Here is a 16,568-nt window from a genome sequence, read left to right as displayed (position 1 = left end):
CTTAATGTTGCGTATACGAACTCCTGCAAAGGGGGACTTACGTGCCGATCGAGAACAATCCGGCCGCTGAGCTGCAACTGATCGTGCCGAATCTGCACAGGCGCTATTCGGGCGTGACTGCGACCAACCGGATGGTCGCACCGAAGCTTGCGAAGATGTTCCGCGCCGCATGGCTCGGCTCGCATGCGCCTGAGGGCATCGCGCGCATGGGCTTCGCTGACCTTCTGAAATTATGGCGCCGTCCTGCGCCGCTGATCTGGCACGCGCGGCGCAATGACGAGATGATCGTGGGCGTGCTGCTGCGCGCGCTCGGCTGGCCGTTGAAACTCGTGTTCACGTCCGCCGCGCAACGCCACCACACATGGCTGACGCGCTGGCTGATCCGGCAGATGGATGCGGTGATCGCGACGAGCGCGTTGTCTGCGTCCTTTCTCAAGCGCGAGGCGACGGTGGTGATGCATGGCGTCGACACCGAACGTTACGCGCCGCCGGCCGACCGCGCCGCGGCGTTCGCCGAGAGCGGCCTGCCCGGGCGCTATGCGATTGGCTGCTTCGGCCGCGTGCGCGCGCAGAAGGGCAGCGACGTCTTTGTCGAGGCGATGTGCCGGCTGTTGCCGCGCTATCCGGATTTTTCCGCGGTGCTGGTCGGCGCCGTGGTGCCGGAGCAGCAGGGGTTTGCGAACGGGCTGAAGCAGCGGATCGAGGCGGCGGGGTTGACGTCGCGGATCAGGATATCAGGCGAAGTCCCGATCGAGGAGGTCGAGCGCTGGTATCAGCGATTGACCATCTACGCTTTCACCTCGCGCAACGAGGGCTTTGGGTTGACGCTGATCGAAGCGATGTCATCAGGCGCGGCGCTGGTGGCGGCGCGCGCGGGCGCGGCCGAATTCGTGGTCGAGGATGGCATCACCGGCGTGCTGGTGCCGCCGGGTGATGTCGATGCGCTCTGTACGGCGCTCGAGCCGTTGATGCGCGATCCGGCGGCTGCGGCTGCGATGGGTGAGCGGGCGCGGGCCCGCGTGGTGGAAAAATTCAGTCTCGACGCCGAGGCGAACGGGATCGCCGCGGTCTATCGCGTGCTCGCCTGAGCCAGCACGCGCTCGGCGATATCGGCCACGTCAGAGGCCGGAATATCGCGCATGCAGCGGTGATCGTTCATGGTGCAGACCGGGCGATGGCAAGGCTGACACGGCACGTGCGTCTTGGTCACCACGGTTGCGGCGAGGCCGTTGAGCGGCGCCCAGTGATAGGGGCTGGTCGGGCCGAAAATGCCCATGGTCGGGGTGCCGAGCGCGGCTGCGACATGCATCAGGCCGGAATCGTTCGAAATCGCGACGCTCGCCGCGGCCATCGCCAGGATACCGTTGCGCAAGTCGGTGCCGGTCAGGTCGCGGACACCGGCGCCGCCGGCGGCGACGATCTCCGTGGCTAGCGCCTTCTCGCCGGGGCCTCCGACCACCCAGACGTCGAAACCGCGCGCGGCCAGCAGCCGTGCCGCCTCGCCGTAATAAGTCCAGCGTTTGCCCGAGCCGACCGAGCCGGGCGCCAGCGCGATCGCGGGGCCGCGGGCCAGACCGTTGGCTTGCCGCCAGCGCGCGGTTTCCTCCGTGGGAACCCGCAGCTGCGGCACCGGCCATTCGGGTGGGAATTTCGCGCCCACGGGCAAAGCGAGCGCCGACATCTGGTCGACCATGCGATCCAGCTTCTTCTCGCCCCAGCGCATGTGGTTGATGAGGCCGAACCTCGCCTCGCCGCAAAAGCCGACCCGCTCCGGGATGCCGGCCAGCGTCGGCGCGATCGCCGATTTCCAGGTGCGGAGCATGACCAGGGCGGTGTGATAGCCGCGGGCGCGAAGTTCCCCTGCCAGGCCGAACTGCTTTGCCACGGCCAGGCGGCCGCGCGGCAAATCCCAGACCACCTTGCCGCGGACACCCGGCATGTAGTCGACCAGAGGCGCGCAGAGCGAGGTTGTGAGCATGTCGACCGGACGATTCGGCCAGCGCTGTTTCAGCACCCGCACGACGGTATGGCCGCGGACGAAATCGCCGATCCACATATAGGGGATGATCAGGATCGGGCGGGTATCGCCGGCGTCCTCGACCTCAATGCCTTCTATTGAATCAATATTCATATCTTCTGTACGGGAACCCGGCACTTTTGCGGCCCCGTCGGTAGCCGCTCTCCATCCGGAGGTAAAGTCAGCCGCATTTCATCCACCGCGCAAGTTGCCTGCGCCGCCGGACTGGGGCAAAGCTGGCGCCGCACAAATCAGGGCAGGGATCGGCATGTTGCTGGTGACCGGCGGGGCCGGTTTTATCGGGTCGAATGTCGTGGCCGCGTTGAATGACGCCGGCCGCGCGGACGTCGTCGTGTGCGACGTGCTTGGCCATGACGGCAAGTGGCGCAATTTGGCAAAACGCCAGCTTGCTGATTTTCTGCCGCCCTCGGAGCTTTCGGCGTGGCTGTTGGGCCGGCGGCTCGATGCGGTGATCCATCTCGGCGCGATCTCCGAGACCACGGCAACCGATGGCGATCTCGTGATCGAGACCAATTTCCGCCTCTCGCTGCGGCTGCTCGACTGGTGCACGGCGAATGCGACGCCGCTGATCTATGCGTCCTCGGCCGCGACCTATGGCGACGGTGAAGCGGGATTTCGCGACGAGCAGACGGTCGAGGCACTGAAGAAACTGCGGCCGATGAATCTCTACGGCTGGAGCAAGCATCTGTTCGATCTCACTGTGGCCGAGCGCGCCGCGCGCGGCGAGAAATTGCCGCCGCAATGGGCGGGCCTGAAATTCTTCAACGTGTTCGGGCCGAACGAATACCACAAAGGCACCATGATGAGCGTGCTGGCGCGGCGCTTCGACGACATCAAGGCGGGCCGCACGGTGCAATTGTTCAAGTCGCATCGCGATGGTATCGCCGATGGCGACCAGCGGCGCGACTTCATCTATGTCGACGATACCGTGCGGGTGATGATGTGGCTGCTCGCCACGCCTTCGGTCAGCGGATTGTTCAATGTCGGAACCGGCACTGCGCGCAGTTTCCGCGACCTGATGCTGTCGGCTTATGCCGCGCTCGGGCTAAAGCCGAACATCGAGTATGTCGACATGCCCGAACAGATCAGGGGCAGCTATCAATATTTCACGCAGGCCGATATCGATCGCTTGCAGCGTGCGGGCTATAACGGCGGTTTCACGCGGCTCGAGGACGCCGTCGATGCCTACGTGAACGGCTTCCTCGATCGTCCCGACCGCTACCGCTGACGGGCCAAGGAAACAGATGCTCGATTTCGAAACCCTGTCGCAGGCGCTTTCCCGTCAGACCGTGCTCTGCATCGGTGACCTGATGCTGGACGAGTTCGTCTATGGCGAGGTGTCGCGGATTTCGCCCGAGGCGCCGGCGCCGGTGATCGCGGTCCAGCGCAGCGAGACCAATGTCGGCGGCGCCGGCAATGTCGCGCGCAACATCGCGTCGCTCGGCGGCCGCTGCATTTTTGTTGGCCTCATCGGCGAGGATGAGACGGGCGCGAGACTGAAGACAGCACTGGCGGCCGAGAGCGGGATCGAAAGCCGGCTGGTGCGCGACAGCGCGCGCCCGACGACGCGGAAGGTGCGCTTCGTCTCCGAGCATTTTTCCACCCACATGCTGCGCGCCGACTGGGAGCAGGCGCAGCCGGCGACAGGCGAGATCGAGCAGCAACTGATCGATACGATACTCCCCGAGCTCGCCCGCGCCGACATCGTGCTGCTGTCTGATTATGCCAAGGGCGTGCTGACCGCGCGCGTGATCCGCAACACCATCGATGCCGCGCGCAAGCTTGGCAAGCGCGTGATCGTCGATCCTAAGAGCCTCAATCTCGCGATCTACCGCGGCGCGACGCTGCTCACCCCCAACCGCAAGGAATTCGCTGAGGCGACGCGGAGCCGCGCCGATACGCCCGGTGCGATCGCCGAAGCGGCGGAGGACGCGATGCGGCTCGCCGATTGCGAGGCGATGCTGGTGACGCAGGGCGAGCGCGGCATGACTCTGGTGGTGCGTGACGGCGAAACTGTCCACGTGCCGGCGCTGCCGGTGAAGGTTCGCGACGTCTCCGGCGCCGGCGACACGGTTGCGGCTGCACTCGCGCTGTCGCTCGCCGCCAACGCCGATTGGGAGACCGCGTTGCGGGTGGCAAGTGCGGCGGCCGCGGTCGCCGTCGGCAAGACCGGAACCGCGACGGCCACGCCGGCCGAGCTCAGGCGCAAGATCCTGCCGCATGCCTCGCTTGCGGCGGAAGAGAAGATCGTCGCGGCCGGCGGCGATCTCGGCGCCCAGCTCAGCGAATGGCGCCGGCAGGGCCTGCGCGTCGGTTTCACCAATGGCTGTTTCGACATCCTGCATCCTGGCCACGTCAAGGTGTTGACGGCGGCGCGCGGCGCTTGTGATCGACTGATCGTCGGCCTCAACAGCGACGCCTCCGTCCGGCGGCTGAAAGGGCAGGGGCGCCCGGTGCAGGACGAGCGCGCACGTGCCGAAGTGCTGGCGGCGCTGGAGGCGGTCGATCTCGTCGCCATTTTCGAGGAAGACACGCCGATCAACCTGATCACGGCGATAAAGCCGAGCGTGCTGGTCAAGGGCGGCGACTATACCCGCGCGCAGGTGGTCGGCCATGAGATCGTCGAAGCCAACGGCGGCGAGGTGCTGCTGGTCGACATCCTGCCCGGCTTCAGCACGACCTCGCTGGTCGCCCGTGCCCGCGGAGGCAAGGCGTGAGCACGGCGGCGGGCTTTTCTCCCGCAAGCGCGGCGCTGCCGGCCTGGCGCAACCCGGCCGCCTGGACCAAAGCGGCCGACATCGTCGCCGTGCTGCTCGCGCTGTCGCTGCCCTGGTCGACCTCGCTGGTCGGCATCTTCGGCGCAGTGTTCGTGGTCGTGGTCGCACCGACGCTGGATCTGAAGTCGTTCCTGCAATCGCTGAAGCAGCCGATCGTCGCGCTGCCGATCGCACTGTTCGTGCTCGCGGTGGTCGGCATGCTGTGGTCGGACGCGCCCTGGGGTGCGCGCACTTATGCGGTGAGCCCGACGGCCAAGCTCTTGGTGCTGCCGTTCCTGCTCTACCATTTCGAGCGCTCGACCCGCGGCACGTGGGTGTTCACCGCGTTCCTGATCTCCTGCACGCTCCTGGTGGTGATGTCCTGGCTGGTGGTCCTGCAGCCCAGCCTGTCGTTGAAACCGCCAATCGATGCCGAGCGCGGCGTCTTCGTGAAGAACTATATCGACCAGAGCCAGGAGTTCACGCTCTGCGCGGTGGCGCTGGCCTATCCCATCGTCACCCTGCTGCGCGCGAAAAAATTCGCGCTGGCCGGCCTGCTGGTTGCGATTGCGTTGAGCTTTTTCGTCAACATGGCCTTTGTGATCGTCTCGCGGACGGCACTGGTGACGGTGCCCGTGATGTTTGCGGTGTTCGCGTTCCTGCATCTAAAATGGCGCAACATCCTGATGATAGTTGGAGCGGTGGCAGTATTGGCGGCGGTCGCCTGGCAGGCCTCGCCGCAACTGCGCGGGACAGCAGCGAGCTTCAGCAAGGACTATCGGGAATACAAGGAGCAGAACCGGGCGACCTCGATTGGGCTCCGGCTCGAATACTGGCGCAAATCGCTGGGCTTCATCGCCGATGCGCCTTTGATCGGCCATGGTACCGGCTCCACCCGCGGGCTGTTCGCGCAGGTCGCGACCGGGGGGACCGCCGAGGAGCTCAAGGCGACCAGCGATGTGGTCGGCAATCCGCACAACCAGACATTGAATGTTGCCGTGCAGTGGGGCATTGTTGGCGTCGTCATTCTCTATGCCATCTGGTTTTGGCATCTCAGACTGTTTCGGGGCGAGGGGCTGGTCAACTGGATCGGGCTCCTGGTGGTCGTGCAGAATATCTTTACCTCGTTGTTCAACTCGCACATCTTCGATTTCCACGAGGGTTGGATGTACGTGCTCGGCGTCGGCGTCGCCGGCGGTATGGTGCTGAAGGCGAAATCGGACGGCGCGGCCGTAAAACCGCCGAGCTCGGTCACGCCATGATCTCTGGCCTGCGCGCTGCATATGGGCTATCAGCAGCCCAGAACGCTGTTGCAAACCTGTTGGTCCTTGGCCCATCCGTCACATGATGCGCTTCTCTCAACTCACGGCACGCAACTTCCTGATCGTGATGCATGACGCGGTCGCGACCGCATTCGCGCTCCTGGCCGCATTCTATCTGCGCTTCGAGGGCGATCTGCTCACGGATCGGCTGCCGCTGTTGCTGCGCATCCTGCCCTGGTTCGTCGTCTTCAGCGTGATCATCTGCTACGTTTTCAATCTCACGACCTCGAAATGGCGTTTCATCTCGCTGCCGGACGCCCTCAACATCCTGCGGGCCTCGGCAGTCCTGACGCTGGCACTGGTCGTGCTCGACTACGTCTTCTTCTTCATCGCGCCGAGCTTCCACGGAACCGTGTTTTTCGGCCGCATCACCATCGTCCTCTATTTCTTCCTCCAGGTATTCTCGCTGGGCGCGCTCCGCTTCGGCTACCGCTATTTCCGCTACTCGCGCACACGCCACCATGCCCGCACCGAGGATGCTGCGCCGACGCTTCTGGTCGGGCGTGCAGCGGATGCCGAGATCGTGCTGCGCGGGATCGAGAACGGCGCCATCAAGCGGATCTGGCCGGTCGGCGTACTGTCGCCGTCGAATTCCGATCTCGGCCAGCAGATCCGTAACATCCCGGTGCTTGGCAGCGTCGACGATGTCGAAACCGTGATCCGCGAGTTCCAAAGCCGCGAGAAGCCGATCAAGCGGCTGGTGATGACGTCGTCGGCGTTCGAGCCCGACGCGCATCCGGAATCGGTGCTGATGCGGGCAAAGCGGCTGGGCCTGATGGTCAGCCGCCTGCCGTCGCTGGAGGGCGGCGATGCGCCGCGGCTGACCAATGTCGCGGTCGAAGACCTGCTGCTGCGTCCGACCGCGACGATCGACTATGCCCGCCTGGAGGGGCTGGTGAACGGCAAGAGCGTCATCGTCACCGGCGGCGGCGGTTCGATCGGCGCCGAAATCTGCGATCGCGTCGCGACGTTCGGTGCCGCCCGCCTGCTGGTGATCGAGCATTCGGAGCCGGCGCTCTATGCGGTCACCGAGGCGCTCGCGGCGCGCGGGGCCCAGGCGGCGGTGGAAGGCCGCATCGCCGACATTCGCGATCGCGAGCGCATCCTGCGGCTGATGCGTGAATTCAAGCCCGACATCGTGTTCCATGCCGCGGCGCTGAAACACGTGCCGATTCTCGAGCGCGACTGGAGCGAGGGCGTCAAGACCAACATCTTCGGATCGGTGAACGTTGCGGACGCCGCACGCGAAGCCGGCGCCAAGGCGATGGTGATGATCTCCACCGACAAGGCAATCGAGCCGGTCTCGATGCTGGGCCTGACCAAGCGCTTTGCCGAAATGTACTGCCAGGCGCTCGATCACGATCTTGCGGCGCAGTTCGGCGACAAGCCGCATATGCGCCTGATCTCGGTCCGGTTCGGCAATGTGCTGGCGTCGAACGGCTCGGTGGTGCCCAAATTCAAGGCGCAGATCGAGGCGGGTGGCCCGGTCACGGTCACGCATCCCGACATGGTGCGTTATTTCATGACCATCCGCGAAGCCTGCGATCTCGTGCTGACTGCGGCCACGCATGCGCTGACGCTGGCGCGACCCGACGTCTCGGTCTACGTTCTCGAAATGGGCCAGCCGGTCAAGATCGTCGAGCTGGCCGAGCGGATGATACGTCTGTCCGGCCTGCAGCCCGGCATCGACGTCGATATCGTCTTCAGCGGGATGCGGCCGGGGGAGAGGCTGAACGAGATCCTGTTCGCGAGTGAGGAGCCGACAGTCGAGATCGGGATTGCCGGAATCATGGCAGCCAGGCCGAACGAGCCGCCGATGGCGACCTTGCGCAAATGGCTGGCTGCGCTGGAAGAGGCGATCGCCAGAGACGATCGCACCACGATCCGCGGCGTGCTGAAGGATGCCGTGCCTGAATTCGGATCGAACGCCGCGTGATCCGCTCCTGATCCGCGAGACCACCGATGCAGAAGCCCGGAAAAGTCGTCGTCGTCAGTCAGCACTATCCGCCGGACCGGAGCACGACCGCCGCGATCATGGCTGCGATAGCGAACCGCCTTGCGAAGGAGGTGGACGTCCTGGTGCTGTCGGGATGGCCGGGCTCGGCGTCGAAATTGGCAGCCGATCGGCCGGTGGTCGAGGAGATCAAGAACTGGATGCCTGGCAAGGCCGCGCTCCTCAAGCGCGCCGCCGCCGAGCTGCTGTTCACCGCGCGTACCTTCTTCGCCGTTCTCAGGCGGCTTGAGCGCGGCGACGTCGCGCTGACGGTGACGGCTCCTTTTGTGCTGCCTTACGCCGTCGCCGCCGCGGCCAGATTGAAGCGCGCCCGGTCGATCCTGATCATGCACGATCTGTTTCCGGAGGTGCTCGTCCTGAGCGGCCTGTTGAAGCCGGGCTCGATCGTCACCAGAGCGATGCGGGCCATGAACGGGCTGATGTTCCGCGCGTTGACCACCGTCGTCATCATCGGCCGCGACAGTGAGAAATTGCTGCTCAGCTATCGCGGCATGACGCGGGACAAGATCGAATTCATTCCGAACTGGACCACCATCGACCCCGCGGTTCGTCCGGTTGCGGCCGACAATGCCTTCCGTCGCGGGCTTGGTGGCCGTTTTGTCGTCGGCCTTTCCGGTAATCTCGGCTTCACCCACGATCCTGTGATCGTGTTCGAGGCGGCGCGCCGGCTGAAGGATGATCCCGGCATTCATTTCCTGCTCTCGGGCTGGGGGATGGGTTTCGACAAACTGAGATCGATGCAGTCCGAGGCGAAGCTCGCCAATATCACGCTGGTGGACCGCGTTGCGGATGAAGATCTGCAGGATTTCCTGTCGGCGGCGGACCTCTGGCTCATTCCTTATCGAAAGGACGTTGCCGGTGTCTCGGTGCCGAGCCGGTTCTACAATCTGCTTGCGGTGGGGCGGCCCGTCATCCTCATATCCGAGCCGGATGCCGAAGCCGCGCTGACGGTAACGGAGCACGATCTCGGGCGGGTTGTGACGCCGGGCATGCCGGCGCAACTGGCCGAGGCGATTCGTGCAGCATCGCGAACTCCCGATCCGACGCTGCCGGAGCGGGCCGTCGCGGTGGCGAGGAGCTATAGTCCCGAGCGTGCCTTGACAGGATATGCAGCCCTCATTCAGAGACTGATTGGATCGGAAGAGCGGTGTCGGGAGTTACGGTCGTGACTAAAGACCAGCCCGTGGTGTTGGTGACGGGAGCGAGCGGGTTCGTCGGCCGGCATATGTCGCCGGTGCTGGCGCGCAACGGTTGGGTGGTGCGACGCGCCGTCCGCAAGCCGACAGGCGGCGCCGACGAGGTGCCGATCGATTCGATCGGCCCCGTCACGGACTGGCGGGCCGCGCTCGAGGGCGTCGATGCGGTCGTGCATTTGGCGGCGCGCGTGCATCACAGGCGGGAGGAACACACCGTCGAGCTTTATCGCATCGTCAATCTTGAAGGCACGTTGCATCTGGCCCGTTGCGCGGCCGACGCCGGTGTCCGCCACTTCATCTTCGTCAGCACCGTGCTGGTGCACGGCCGAAGCACTGACGGCCGCGCGCCATTCAGCGAGAACGACGTCCTGACCCCGCGCGGCCTCTATGGAATGTCGAAAGCGGCGGCCGAAGCAGGATTGAGGCATTTGGCGCAGGGGAGCCAGATGAAGGTCACGATCATTCGGCCACCATTGATCTACGGGTTCGGCGCCAAAGGTAATCTCGCGTTGCTCGAAAAGGCGATCGGTCTCGGCGTCCCGCTCCCGTTTGCGAACGTGCGCAACCGTCGTGCGTTCGTCTCGGTGGAGAATCTGACATCATTCGTGCTGCATCGGCTTTCTCATCCGGACGGCCAGTTCAACATTTTCCTTGTCGCGGATGACGAGCAGGTGTCGACGCCCGAATTCATCGAGCTCCTCGCGGCCGCAGCAGGCAAACCGGCGCGCCTGTTTTCCATGCCGCGGCTAGTGTTGAGTTCGTTGTTCAGCATCACCGGCCGCAACGAGGCCAATGAGAGCCTGTTCGGCTCGCTCGAACTCGACCTGTCCAAGGTCGCGTCTACCGGCTGGCGGCCGCTCATCGGCCTCAACGAGGGCTTGAAGCGCGCCTTGCGGGGTTTCGACCACCTGATCGATTAACCGACCGTTGAGCACCTTCTCGCCCCGATGGCGATATTTCACGGGCCCGGAAAAAGCTCACAGGCGCGTACGCAAGGCGCGTGCGCTCCTATAGCTCTTTGGCAACCGTTCGCTTGCTGCTGACGGACGAATATTGAACGGGCGGCGCTCCGCCTACCTCCATGATGTTCGTCGTTGGCCATCGCCCATGGGTTGCTCAAAAAAGGCCAGCCAGATCATCAAGAGTGGCCCGCTGCGCAACTACAGCCGTAACGTGATTCCCGTCAGTCGACATACGGCGGTAACTGACGTGACCGTACTGCTCTTCAGTCACCGAGGGTCAACAGCCGGCATCGCACGCAATCCGATCGGGGGTCGCGTAGGACGTCAGAACGATGTTCGATCGGATACAGGAGGATGGCCTTGCTGGATACGTCAGAGCCGCTGGAATCCGAACAAGGCAAATATCGTGCATTGCTGCTTGCCGCACTTGGCGGTGTTCTAGAGAATTACGACTTCATCGTCTTCGCCCTTTTCGCAAGGGTCCTGGGGCAGCTTTTCTTTCCGCCCGAGATGCCCGAATGGATAGCAGTCGCGCAGACCTTCGGCATTTTTGCCGCCGGCAATTTGGCACATCCGCTCGGAGCGGTCATTCTGGCACATTATGGCGACCTGCTCGGCAGGAAGCGGACCTTTGTTTTCAGCATATCGCTGATGGCCATTGCCACCTTTGGAATTGCCTTTGCGCCGACTTACGCGAACATCGGCAGCGCCGCGCCGGTCCTTCTGTTGATGCTGAGGATATTGCAGGGCGCTGCATTGGGCGGCGAACTGCCGGGAGCCTGGACCTTCGTGGCCGAACAAGTGGCTGCGCCTCGCATCGGCTTCGCCTGCAGCATGTTGAGCAGTGCGCTTGCGATCGGCAATCTACTGGGAGCGTTGGCTGGCGTCATCGTGAACCGGCTGTACAAACCGGCAGAGGTCCTGGCCTTCGGCTGGCGACTTCCATTCGTGGCTGGCGGCATCATTGCGCTGCTGGCAGTCTATGTGCGTCGCTCGTTGACGGAAACTCCGATCTTTCGCGCCCTGCAAAACAAGGGTGAACTTGCCGCCGAACTGCCGTTGAAGATCGTGCTTCGAAGCTATGGTCGCGGCGTCCTTGCCTCCTCCGCGCTGGCTTCACTCATCGCAGTGACGATCGTCGTCATGTTTGTCATGGTGCCGACGCTGATCCAAACCAGCTACGGCATCGATGCCGATCGGGCGTACGAAGCCGTCAGCCTCGCGACCGCCTGCCTCGCAGTGAGCTGCATCTGCTGCGGCATGCTGGCCGACATGTTGGGCGCCAGCCTTTTTCTGGTCGTGTGCACACCCGTTTTGGCAGCCTCGGTCTATCTGTTCTTTGCGTTGCTGCCGGAACATCCCGAAAGGCTGTTCCCGCTTTATGCGCTGGCCGGCACGTCCGCCGGCGTTCTCGCAGGCATCCCGCCGATGCTCGTGGAAAGCTTCCCTCCCGCCGTGCGATATACCGGTGTCGCGCTCTCATACAATGTCCCCTATGCTGTATTCGGCGGAGTCACGCCGCCGCTCATTGCGTTGGCGCTCCGCGTCGATCCTTTGGCGCACGCGCATGCCGTCCTTCTTGCCTGCGCCGCCGCCTTCCTCATAGGTTCAGCGCGACTGGTCCGCGGCCAAAAACAAAAATCATCAGTGCAACTGGAAGCTTTGCCGCGATGAAAGCGACGGCAATCGGTAAGGAATCGGGATCTCCCGGCAACGAGCGGCTGCGGTTCTCCCATAGATTAACTTGCTGATTGGCCGCTATTGTCTTCGAAAGCCATCGCCTGCAACCTTGTGCGGTCGACCTTGCTCAGGGCGTTGCGTGGAAATGTTTCGAGTACCCTTAAGGCTTCCGGGACCTTGTAGGGCGCAAGCCGCGTCGCGACGTTTTGCAGGATCTCCGCAACGACGGTTTCGCTCGTGCCGGCCACCAGTTTCACGAAGCCAAATATGCGCTGACCTAGCACCGTATCGGGCTTGCCGACTACAACCGCTGCTACGACCGCGGGATGACAGGCAATCAGGGCTTCCTCAATTTCGATCGGCGAAATGTTGGTTCCGCCGCGGATGATGATGTCCTTTTTTCGCGACACGAACCAAAGCTCATTGCCTTCGCCGCGCCGCATCAAGTCGCCACTGTGATACCAACCGTCCTTGAGGCTTTGCGCGGTTGCGATCGGATCGTCCCAATACCTCGTGAAGACGTTAGGACCGCGGATCAGGAGCTCACCAATCTCGCCGTGGAGGACATCCGCCCCATGATTGTCGACCAGCCGAATCTCCGCCCCCTCGACGATCCGGACAACGGGTCCTGATGCCAGTCCGAACGTGAAGGTTCCGACCGCTTCCGTCGCATTCCAAAGGTTGTAGAGAGGCGCTCCAAGAACCGATGCAGCCTTTTCCTGAATCTCGATTGGACAGGCGTCCGCACCAGTGGTGCAGAACCGCAGCGAAGACAGGTCTCGCGGCCTGGCGAGCTGGGCCTCGATCAGCGCCGCGTATTGGGCAGGAAAGCCGAGCAGACAGGTGCCGCGATAGCGTTCGACATTGTCGAGCACGACATCAGCATCAAAGCTCTCCAGCATGATGAAGGGGGTGCCGAGTCGGACAAGAGCCAGTGAGCGAAAGACGCCGCTGGCATGCGTCATGATCATCGACAATATGACGACATCCTCCGCCAGTAAGCTACCATGCTTGCAAACGAGATCCGTCGCTGCCGCCAGCGTGCCCGGCGTATGTGCGACGAATTTGGGATAGCCACTGGTGGTGCCGGATGTATTGATCAGTACAGCAGGCTCGTCGGAAGGGGGCTTCGGGAAATGCACATGCGCTGCCTGTTTCAGGTCATTCCATGGCCGCAGGCCGAGCGCATTGGCGTCTCCATCCACCAGAATACGGCTCGTCCGCGGAAGGATCGCATCGTCGATCGGGGCAACATTCTGATAGAGCGCGGCTTGACCGATATAGAGCGCAGGCTGCAATCGCTGCAGTAGCGGCGCGAGCTCGGCAAATTTGAAGGCGGTTCGTAGTGGCGCCTTAGTCGCGCCCAGTCTGTAACACGCGTAGTAGCCGACCAGAATTTCGGGGCAATTCATCATGTGAAGCGCGACGCGGTCGCCTGGTTTGACGCCGTTCGCGGCGAGACCTTGTGCGACAGACTCGGCTTCGGCCTCCAGCCGGCTGTAGGTCCATACGTCTTCGTTAAAAACAAAGGCCGTGCTCTCGGGGCGCACACGCGCCTGATGCATCAACGCTTCGGTCGGCGTGAGCGACATGGAGACCGTCTACGAGATGAGTAGGCTGTATTTTATGCTGGCTGGACAGCGTTACTCCGTGATTTCACATTGAGAGAAATGGTTGCATCCGTAAGAAACGCGCTTTGGCGACTTCGAAAGATCGTTGATTGACGCGTTTTCTTCCCGTGAATCGGTGTCCGCTTCGATCGAAGACGCTCTATCGTCCCCGTCTGTGCGAAAATCTATAGAGCTGCCACGCCACCGCACTCGCGCCAACGAGCAGCAGAACGAGGCTCGCCGCGGCCGAATCCAATTGGATCGACAACATCGCGAGCAGCGCGAGCGCGACATTGAGCGCGAAGACTTCGCCGACGATGCGCGACACGGAAAATCCATTGTCCGTCGCGCGCTGGTAAAAGTGCGAGCGGTGAGCCGCCCAGAATGGCTCTCCGTTGATCAGCCGGCGCAGCAGCGTGATCGTGGCATCAGCCAGGTAATAGAGCGGCAGCAGCAACGCCGCGGCGACCTGCTGGTGATAGGCGAGCTGGAGCAGGCACCAGCCGAGCAGAAGCCCGATTGGCAGGCTGCCGACGTCGCCGAGGAAGATCTTTGCCACAGGGCGATTGAAGGGAGAGAAGCCGAGCAGCGCGCCGCAGAGCGCCGCCGCCACCAGCGCTGTCGAAGGCGGAACCTGCGCCCAAAAGCCAAGCAGTGCGACTGCCGCCGTGATCGGCACCGCTTCGGCCGCCGTCATCAGGTCGAGCCCGTCCATGAAGTTGACGAGGTTCACGAACCATAGCCCCGCGATCAGCAGCAAGCCGCGCTCGATCCAGAACGGGACGGTCGGTACGATCCTAAGATCGGCGGGCGCGGCGAACACGACCACAGCCACCGCCAATCCCTGCAGCAACAGGCGCGGCAGCACGGGCACGGGCTTGACGTCATCGGCAAAGCCGACAGCGGCGATGAACAACGTCGCAGCGAAGACCGCAAGGGGGACTTGCAGCGTGCCGTTGCCGCTCAATGCGACGAGCGTGCCTGCGGCGACCAGCGTCGCCACGATCACGGCGATCCCCGCGCCCTGCGGCGTCGGGATTCGATGAGATGAGCGCGCATTCGGCTTGGCGAGCGCCACGCGCAACAGCATCGGCCGCAGCAGCCAAACGAGGAGCGCCGACAATAACGCAGCAAGCGCCGCGGCGACGACCGAAAGCGCGATATCAGCGTTGGTCATTCGATTGGCGAGAGCGATTGTGCGGGGACATCGATCGGCTTGTCCCCTTGTGCTTTCTTTTCCGCGCTAAGAATCCACACCAGCCCGCCGAATGCGCCGACGATGAAGGACACGGCGCCGAACAGCAACGAAACGTTGACGCCCTCGTTGGCCGCCAGCCCGGCGTAGCCGAAGGCGAGACCCATGCTCGCCTCGCGCACACCCCAGCCGGCAATCGAAATCGGCAGCATGGTGATCAACATCACCGGCGGCACCAGTTGAAAGATCTGGCTGAACAGCAGCGGCGCGGAAATGGACTGCGCCACGCACCAGACGATAACGACGGCCAGGACGTGAACGAGCAGGGAGAGCACCGCGACCTTCGGCCCGCGATCCCAACTGAACAGCACCTTGTTTGCGATGACGGCGCAGGCGTGGATGTGGTGCGTTCCCCACCAGCGCTTCAGCCACGGCCAGTTCAATGCGCCGAGCAGGAGAAAGCTGCCGCCGGCCGCAAGCGCCGCGAAATCGATCAGGAGCAGCGCCGACCGTCCCTGCGGATCGTTGATCAACCGATAGCTCCACGGCAGGCTCGCTACGATGAGCACGGCGAGTGCGATCAGGCCGATGGCGCGGTCGACGAAGATCGAATAGGTCGCCGCGCGCCAGCCGGCGCCGGAGCGTGCGACCAGCCACAGCCGCACCGCATCGCCGCCGATCGACGATGGCAAGGTCTGATTGAAGAAGGTCCCGATCACGTTGAAGCGCATCGCCTGCCGGGTTTCGAGCGGCGCGCCGCATTCGACGCTGATCTCGCGCCATCGCAATACGCCGAGGAAGATCTGCAGGAAGGTCACCGCGATCGCGAGAGCGATCCAGCCCAGGCTTTCGACGCGGATGCGCGCAGCGAGATCATACAGGTTGACCTTGCGGAGCGAGAGGTAAAGCAACGCAGCCGAGATCAATATCTTGATGGTCGAAAGCAGTATCCGGCGCATCTCGTCAGCGCTTGCCAGGTTCGAGAAAGACGTCAAAAACGGCGCAAATCGGCGCCGTGCGCCGAATTTGGTGGCCTTGGTATGGGTTTAGGACCGATCTTGCAATAGCCGTTCGATCGCTCTTGCGGCAGCCTCCAACCGGCGGCTAAAGAGGGCCTGAACGGGGACTGCCGGGTTGCCCGGATATTTGGCTTGCATGCTCATAAAGGTTTACGCTGCCCACAAAAACTCATCTGAAGGGACTAACCGGTGTGGTAGCGCTTGCGGGTGGAAAACCCGCCCGCCAAGAGCTGTCATCTACTGCTGGTCGCGTCCGTGACCCCGGGCATTCGCCGATGTCGACAATGTGAAGGGGATAGGGACATCGGTTCCGGAGGGACGATGAGGACGTTAACTATTGTCGGGCAGCCGGATCATTACAGAATTCGAGGTTAGGATGGACCGAATTATTCCACTGATCATGTGCGGCGGGGCGGGCACGAGGCTGTGGCCGGCGTCGCGCGAGGTCCATCCGAAGCAGTTCCTGCCGTTGTTCGGGACCCGCTCGACCTTTCAGGAGACGCTGCTGAGGGTGTCGGATCCGGCGCTGTTCGAGCGGCCGATCGTGATCACTAACAACGCCTATCGTTTCATGGTGCTGGAGCAACTGGCCGGCATCGGGCGCGAGGCGGACGTGCTGCTGGAGCCGGCGCGGCGCGACTCGGGGCCGGCGATCGCGGCCGGCGCCGCCTTTGCACAAGCGCGCGACAGGGACGCGACCGTGCTGGCGCTCGCCGCCGATCACGTGGTCGGCGACACCGCGGCCTTCGTCGCCGCCTGTCGCGAGGGGCTGGCTG

13 protein-coding genes are annotated in these 16,568 nt (G+C 63.5%); 9 read left to right on the top strand and 4 right to left on the bottom strand.

Going from position 1 to position 16,568, the window contains the following annotated elements; translation table 11 throughout:
• Positions 1–41: 41 nt before the first annotated feature.
• Positions 42–1,088 (top strand): glycosyltransferase family 4 protein, encoded by a 1,047-nt coding sequence (locus AC5ZGW_RS30355; protein ID WP_496114006.1) that lies wholly within the window; start codon positions 42–44, stop codon positions 1,086–1,088.
• Here the strand turns inward: AC5ZGW_RS30355 and waaF are convergent.
• Positions 1,070–2,131 carry a lipopolysaccharide heptosyltransferase II gene (waaF, locus tag AC5ZGW_RS30350; protein WP_130228946.1) on the bottom strand — a complete coding sequence of 354 codons (1,062 nt, stop codon included), beginning with the start codon at positions 2,129–2,131 and terminating at the stop codon, positions 1,070–1,072. The genes AC5ZGW_RS30355 and waaF overlap by 19 nt on opposite strands.
• A gap of 154 nt (positions 2,132–2,285) precedes the next feature.
• Here waaF and rfaD point away from each other — a divergent pair, with 154 nt between their 5' ends.
• The 7 genes from rfaD (at position 2,286) to AC5ZGW_RS30315 (ending at position 11,962) form a co-directional block, all read left to right on the top strand.
• Positions 2,286–3,266, top strand: coding sequence for an ADP-glyceromanno-heptose 6-epimerase (gene rfaD, locus AC5ZGW_RS30345; RefSeq protein WP_130228945.1), 981 nt, complete (start codon positions 2,286–2,288; stop codon positions 3,264–3,266).
• Between the two features lie 16 nt (positions 3,267–3,282).
• Positions 3,283–4,755, top strand: a complete 1,473-nt coding sequence (gene rfaE1, locus AC5ZGW_RS30340) for a D-glycero-beta-D-manno-heptose-7-phosphate kinase (RefSeq protein WP_130228944.1) — start codon at positions 3,283–3,285, stop codon at positions 4,753–4,755.
• Complete coding sequence (locus AC5ZGW_RS30335) at positions 4,752–6,056, top strand: O-antigen ligase family protein (protein ID WP_130228943.1); 1,305 nt, start codon at positions 4,752–4,754, stop codon at positions 6,054–6,056. Before rfaE1 ends, AC5ZGW_RS30335 begins: the two co-directional genes overlap by 4 nt.
• A gap of 82 nt (positions 6,057–6,138) precedes the next feature.
• Entirely contained in the window at positions 6,139–8,052 is a 1,914-nt protein-coding gene (locus AC5ZGW_RS30330; protein ID WP_130228942.1) for a polysaccharide biosynthesis protein, read from the top strand.
• A 26-nt stretch (positions 8,053–8,078) separates the two neighbouring features.
• The gene (locus AC5ZGW_RS30325; protein ID WP_130228941.1) at positions 8,079–9,299 is read left to right on the top strand and encodes a glycosyltransferase family 4 protein; all 1,221 of its coding nucleotides are present in this window, start codon (positions 8,079–8,081) and stop codon (positions 9,297–9,299) included.
• A complete protein-coding gene (locus tag AC5ZGW_RS30320; RefSeq protein WP_130228940.1) occupies positions 9,296–10,246 on the top strand; it encodes an NAD-dependent epimerase/dehydratase family protein in 951 nt (316 codons plus the stop codon). Before AC5ZGW_RS30325 ends, AC5ZGW_RS30320 begins: the two co-directional genes overlap by 4 nt.
• A gap of 396 nt (positions 10,247–10,642) precedes the next feature.
• Positions 10,643–11,962, top strand: coding sequence for an MFS transporter (locus AC5ZGW_RS30315; RefSeq protein ID WP_130228939.1), 1,320 nt, complete (start codon positions 10,643–10,645; stop codon positions 11,960–11,962).
• A gap of 65 nt (positions 11,963–12,027) precedes the next feature.
• Here AC5ZGW_RS30315 and AC5ZGW_RS30310 read toward each other — a convergent pair whose 3' ends face one another.
• From AC5ZGW_RS30310 to AC5ZGW_RS30300, 3 genes are all read right to left on the bottom strand, one after another.
• Complete coding sequence (locus AC5ZGW_RS30310) at positions 12,028–13,560, bottom strand: class I adenylate-forming enzyme family protein (RefSeq protein WP_130228938.1); 1,533 nt, start codon at positions 13,558–13,560, stop codon at positions 12,028–12,030.
• A gap of 178 nt (positions 13,561–13,738) precedes the next feature.
• Positions 13,739–14,755, bottom strand: a complete 1,017-nt coding sequence (locus AC5ZGW_RS30305) for an MraY family glycosyltransferase (RefSeq protein ID WP_130228937.1) — start codon at positions 14,753–14,755, stop codon at positions 13,739–13,741.
• The gene (locus AC5ZGW_RS30300; protein WP_130228936.1) at positions 14,752–15,732 is read right to left on the bottom strand and encodes a lysylphosphatidylglycerol synthase transmembrane domain-containing protein; all 981 of its coding nucleotides are present in this window, start codon (positions 15,730–15,732) and stop codon (positions 14,752–14,754) included. Before AC5ZGW_RS30300 ends, AC5ZGW_RS30305 begins: the two co-directional genes overlap by 4 nt.
• 436 nt (positions 15,733–16,168) lie before the next feature.
• Between AC5ZGW_RS30300 and AC5ZGW_RS30295 the strand changes: the two genes are divergently transcribed.
• Positions 16,169–16,568, top strand: a 400-nt coding sequence (locus AC5ZGW_RS30295; protein ID WP_496114005.1) for a sugar phosphate nucleotidyltransferase, incomplete at its 3' end; no start/stop codon positions are given.

It is taken from the genome of Bradyrhizobium sp. Crot121, assembly GCF_059512385.1.
The sequence above is the reverse complement of the archived record's forward strand: the minus strand, read 5'-3'. Positions and strand labels throughout refer to the sequence as shown.

What these genes read in the sequence shown, in the direction of transcription:
- rfaE1 (WP_130228944.1), top strand. Translation starts at nt 3,283, where the DNA reads ATGCTCGATTTCGAAACCCTGTCGCAGGCGCTTTCCCGTCAGACCGTG.
- AC5ZGW_RS30315 (WP_130228939.1), top strand. Translation starts at nt 10,643, where the DNA reads ATGGCCTTGCTGGATACGTCAGAGCCGCTGGAATCCGAACAAGGCAAA.
- rfaD (WP_130228945.1), top strand. Translation starts at nt 2,286, where the DNA reads ATGTTGCTGGTGACCGGCGGGGCCGGTTTTATCGGGTCGAATGTCGTG.
- AC5ZGW_RS30310 (WP_130228938.1), bottom strand. Translation starts at nt 13,560, where the DNA reads ATGTCGCTCACGCCGACCGAAGCGTTGATGCATCAGGCGCGTGTGCGC.
- waaF (WP_130228946.1), bottom strand. Translation starts at nt 2,131, where the DNA reads ATGAATATTGATTCAATAGAAGGCATTGAGGTCGAGGACGCCGGCGAT.
- AC5ZGW_RS30300 (WP_130228936.1), bottom strand. Translation starts at nt 15,732, where the DNA reads ATGCGCCGGATACTGCTTTCGACCATCAAGATATTGATCTCGGCTGCG.
- AC5ZGW_RS30330 (WP_130228942.1), top strand. Translation starts at nt 6,139, where the DNA reads ATGATGCGCTTCTCTCAACTCACGGCACGCAACTTCCTGATCGTGATG.
- AC5ZGW_RS30325 (WP_130228941.1), top strand. Translation starts at nt 8,079, where the DNA reads ATGCAGAAGCCCGGAAAAGTCGTCGTCGTCAGTCAGCACTATCCGCCG.
- AC5ZGW_RS30305 (WP_130228937.1), bottom strand. Translation starts at nt 14,755, where the DNA reads ATGACCAACGCTGATATCGCGCTTTCGGTCGTCGCCGCGGCGCTTGCT.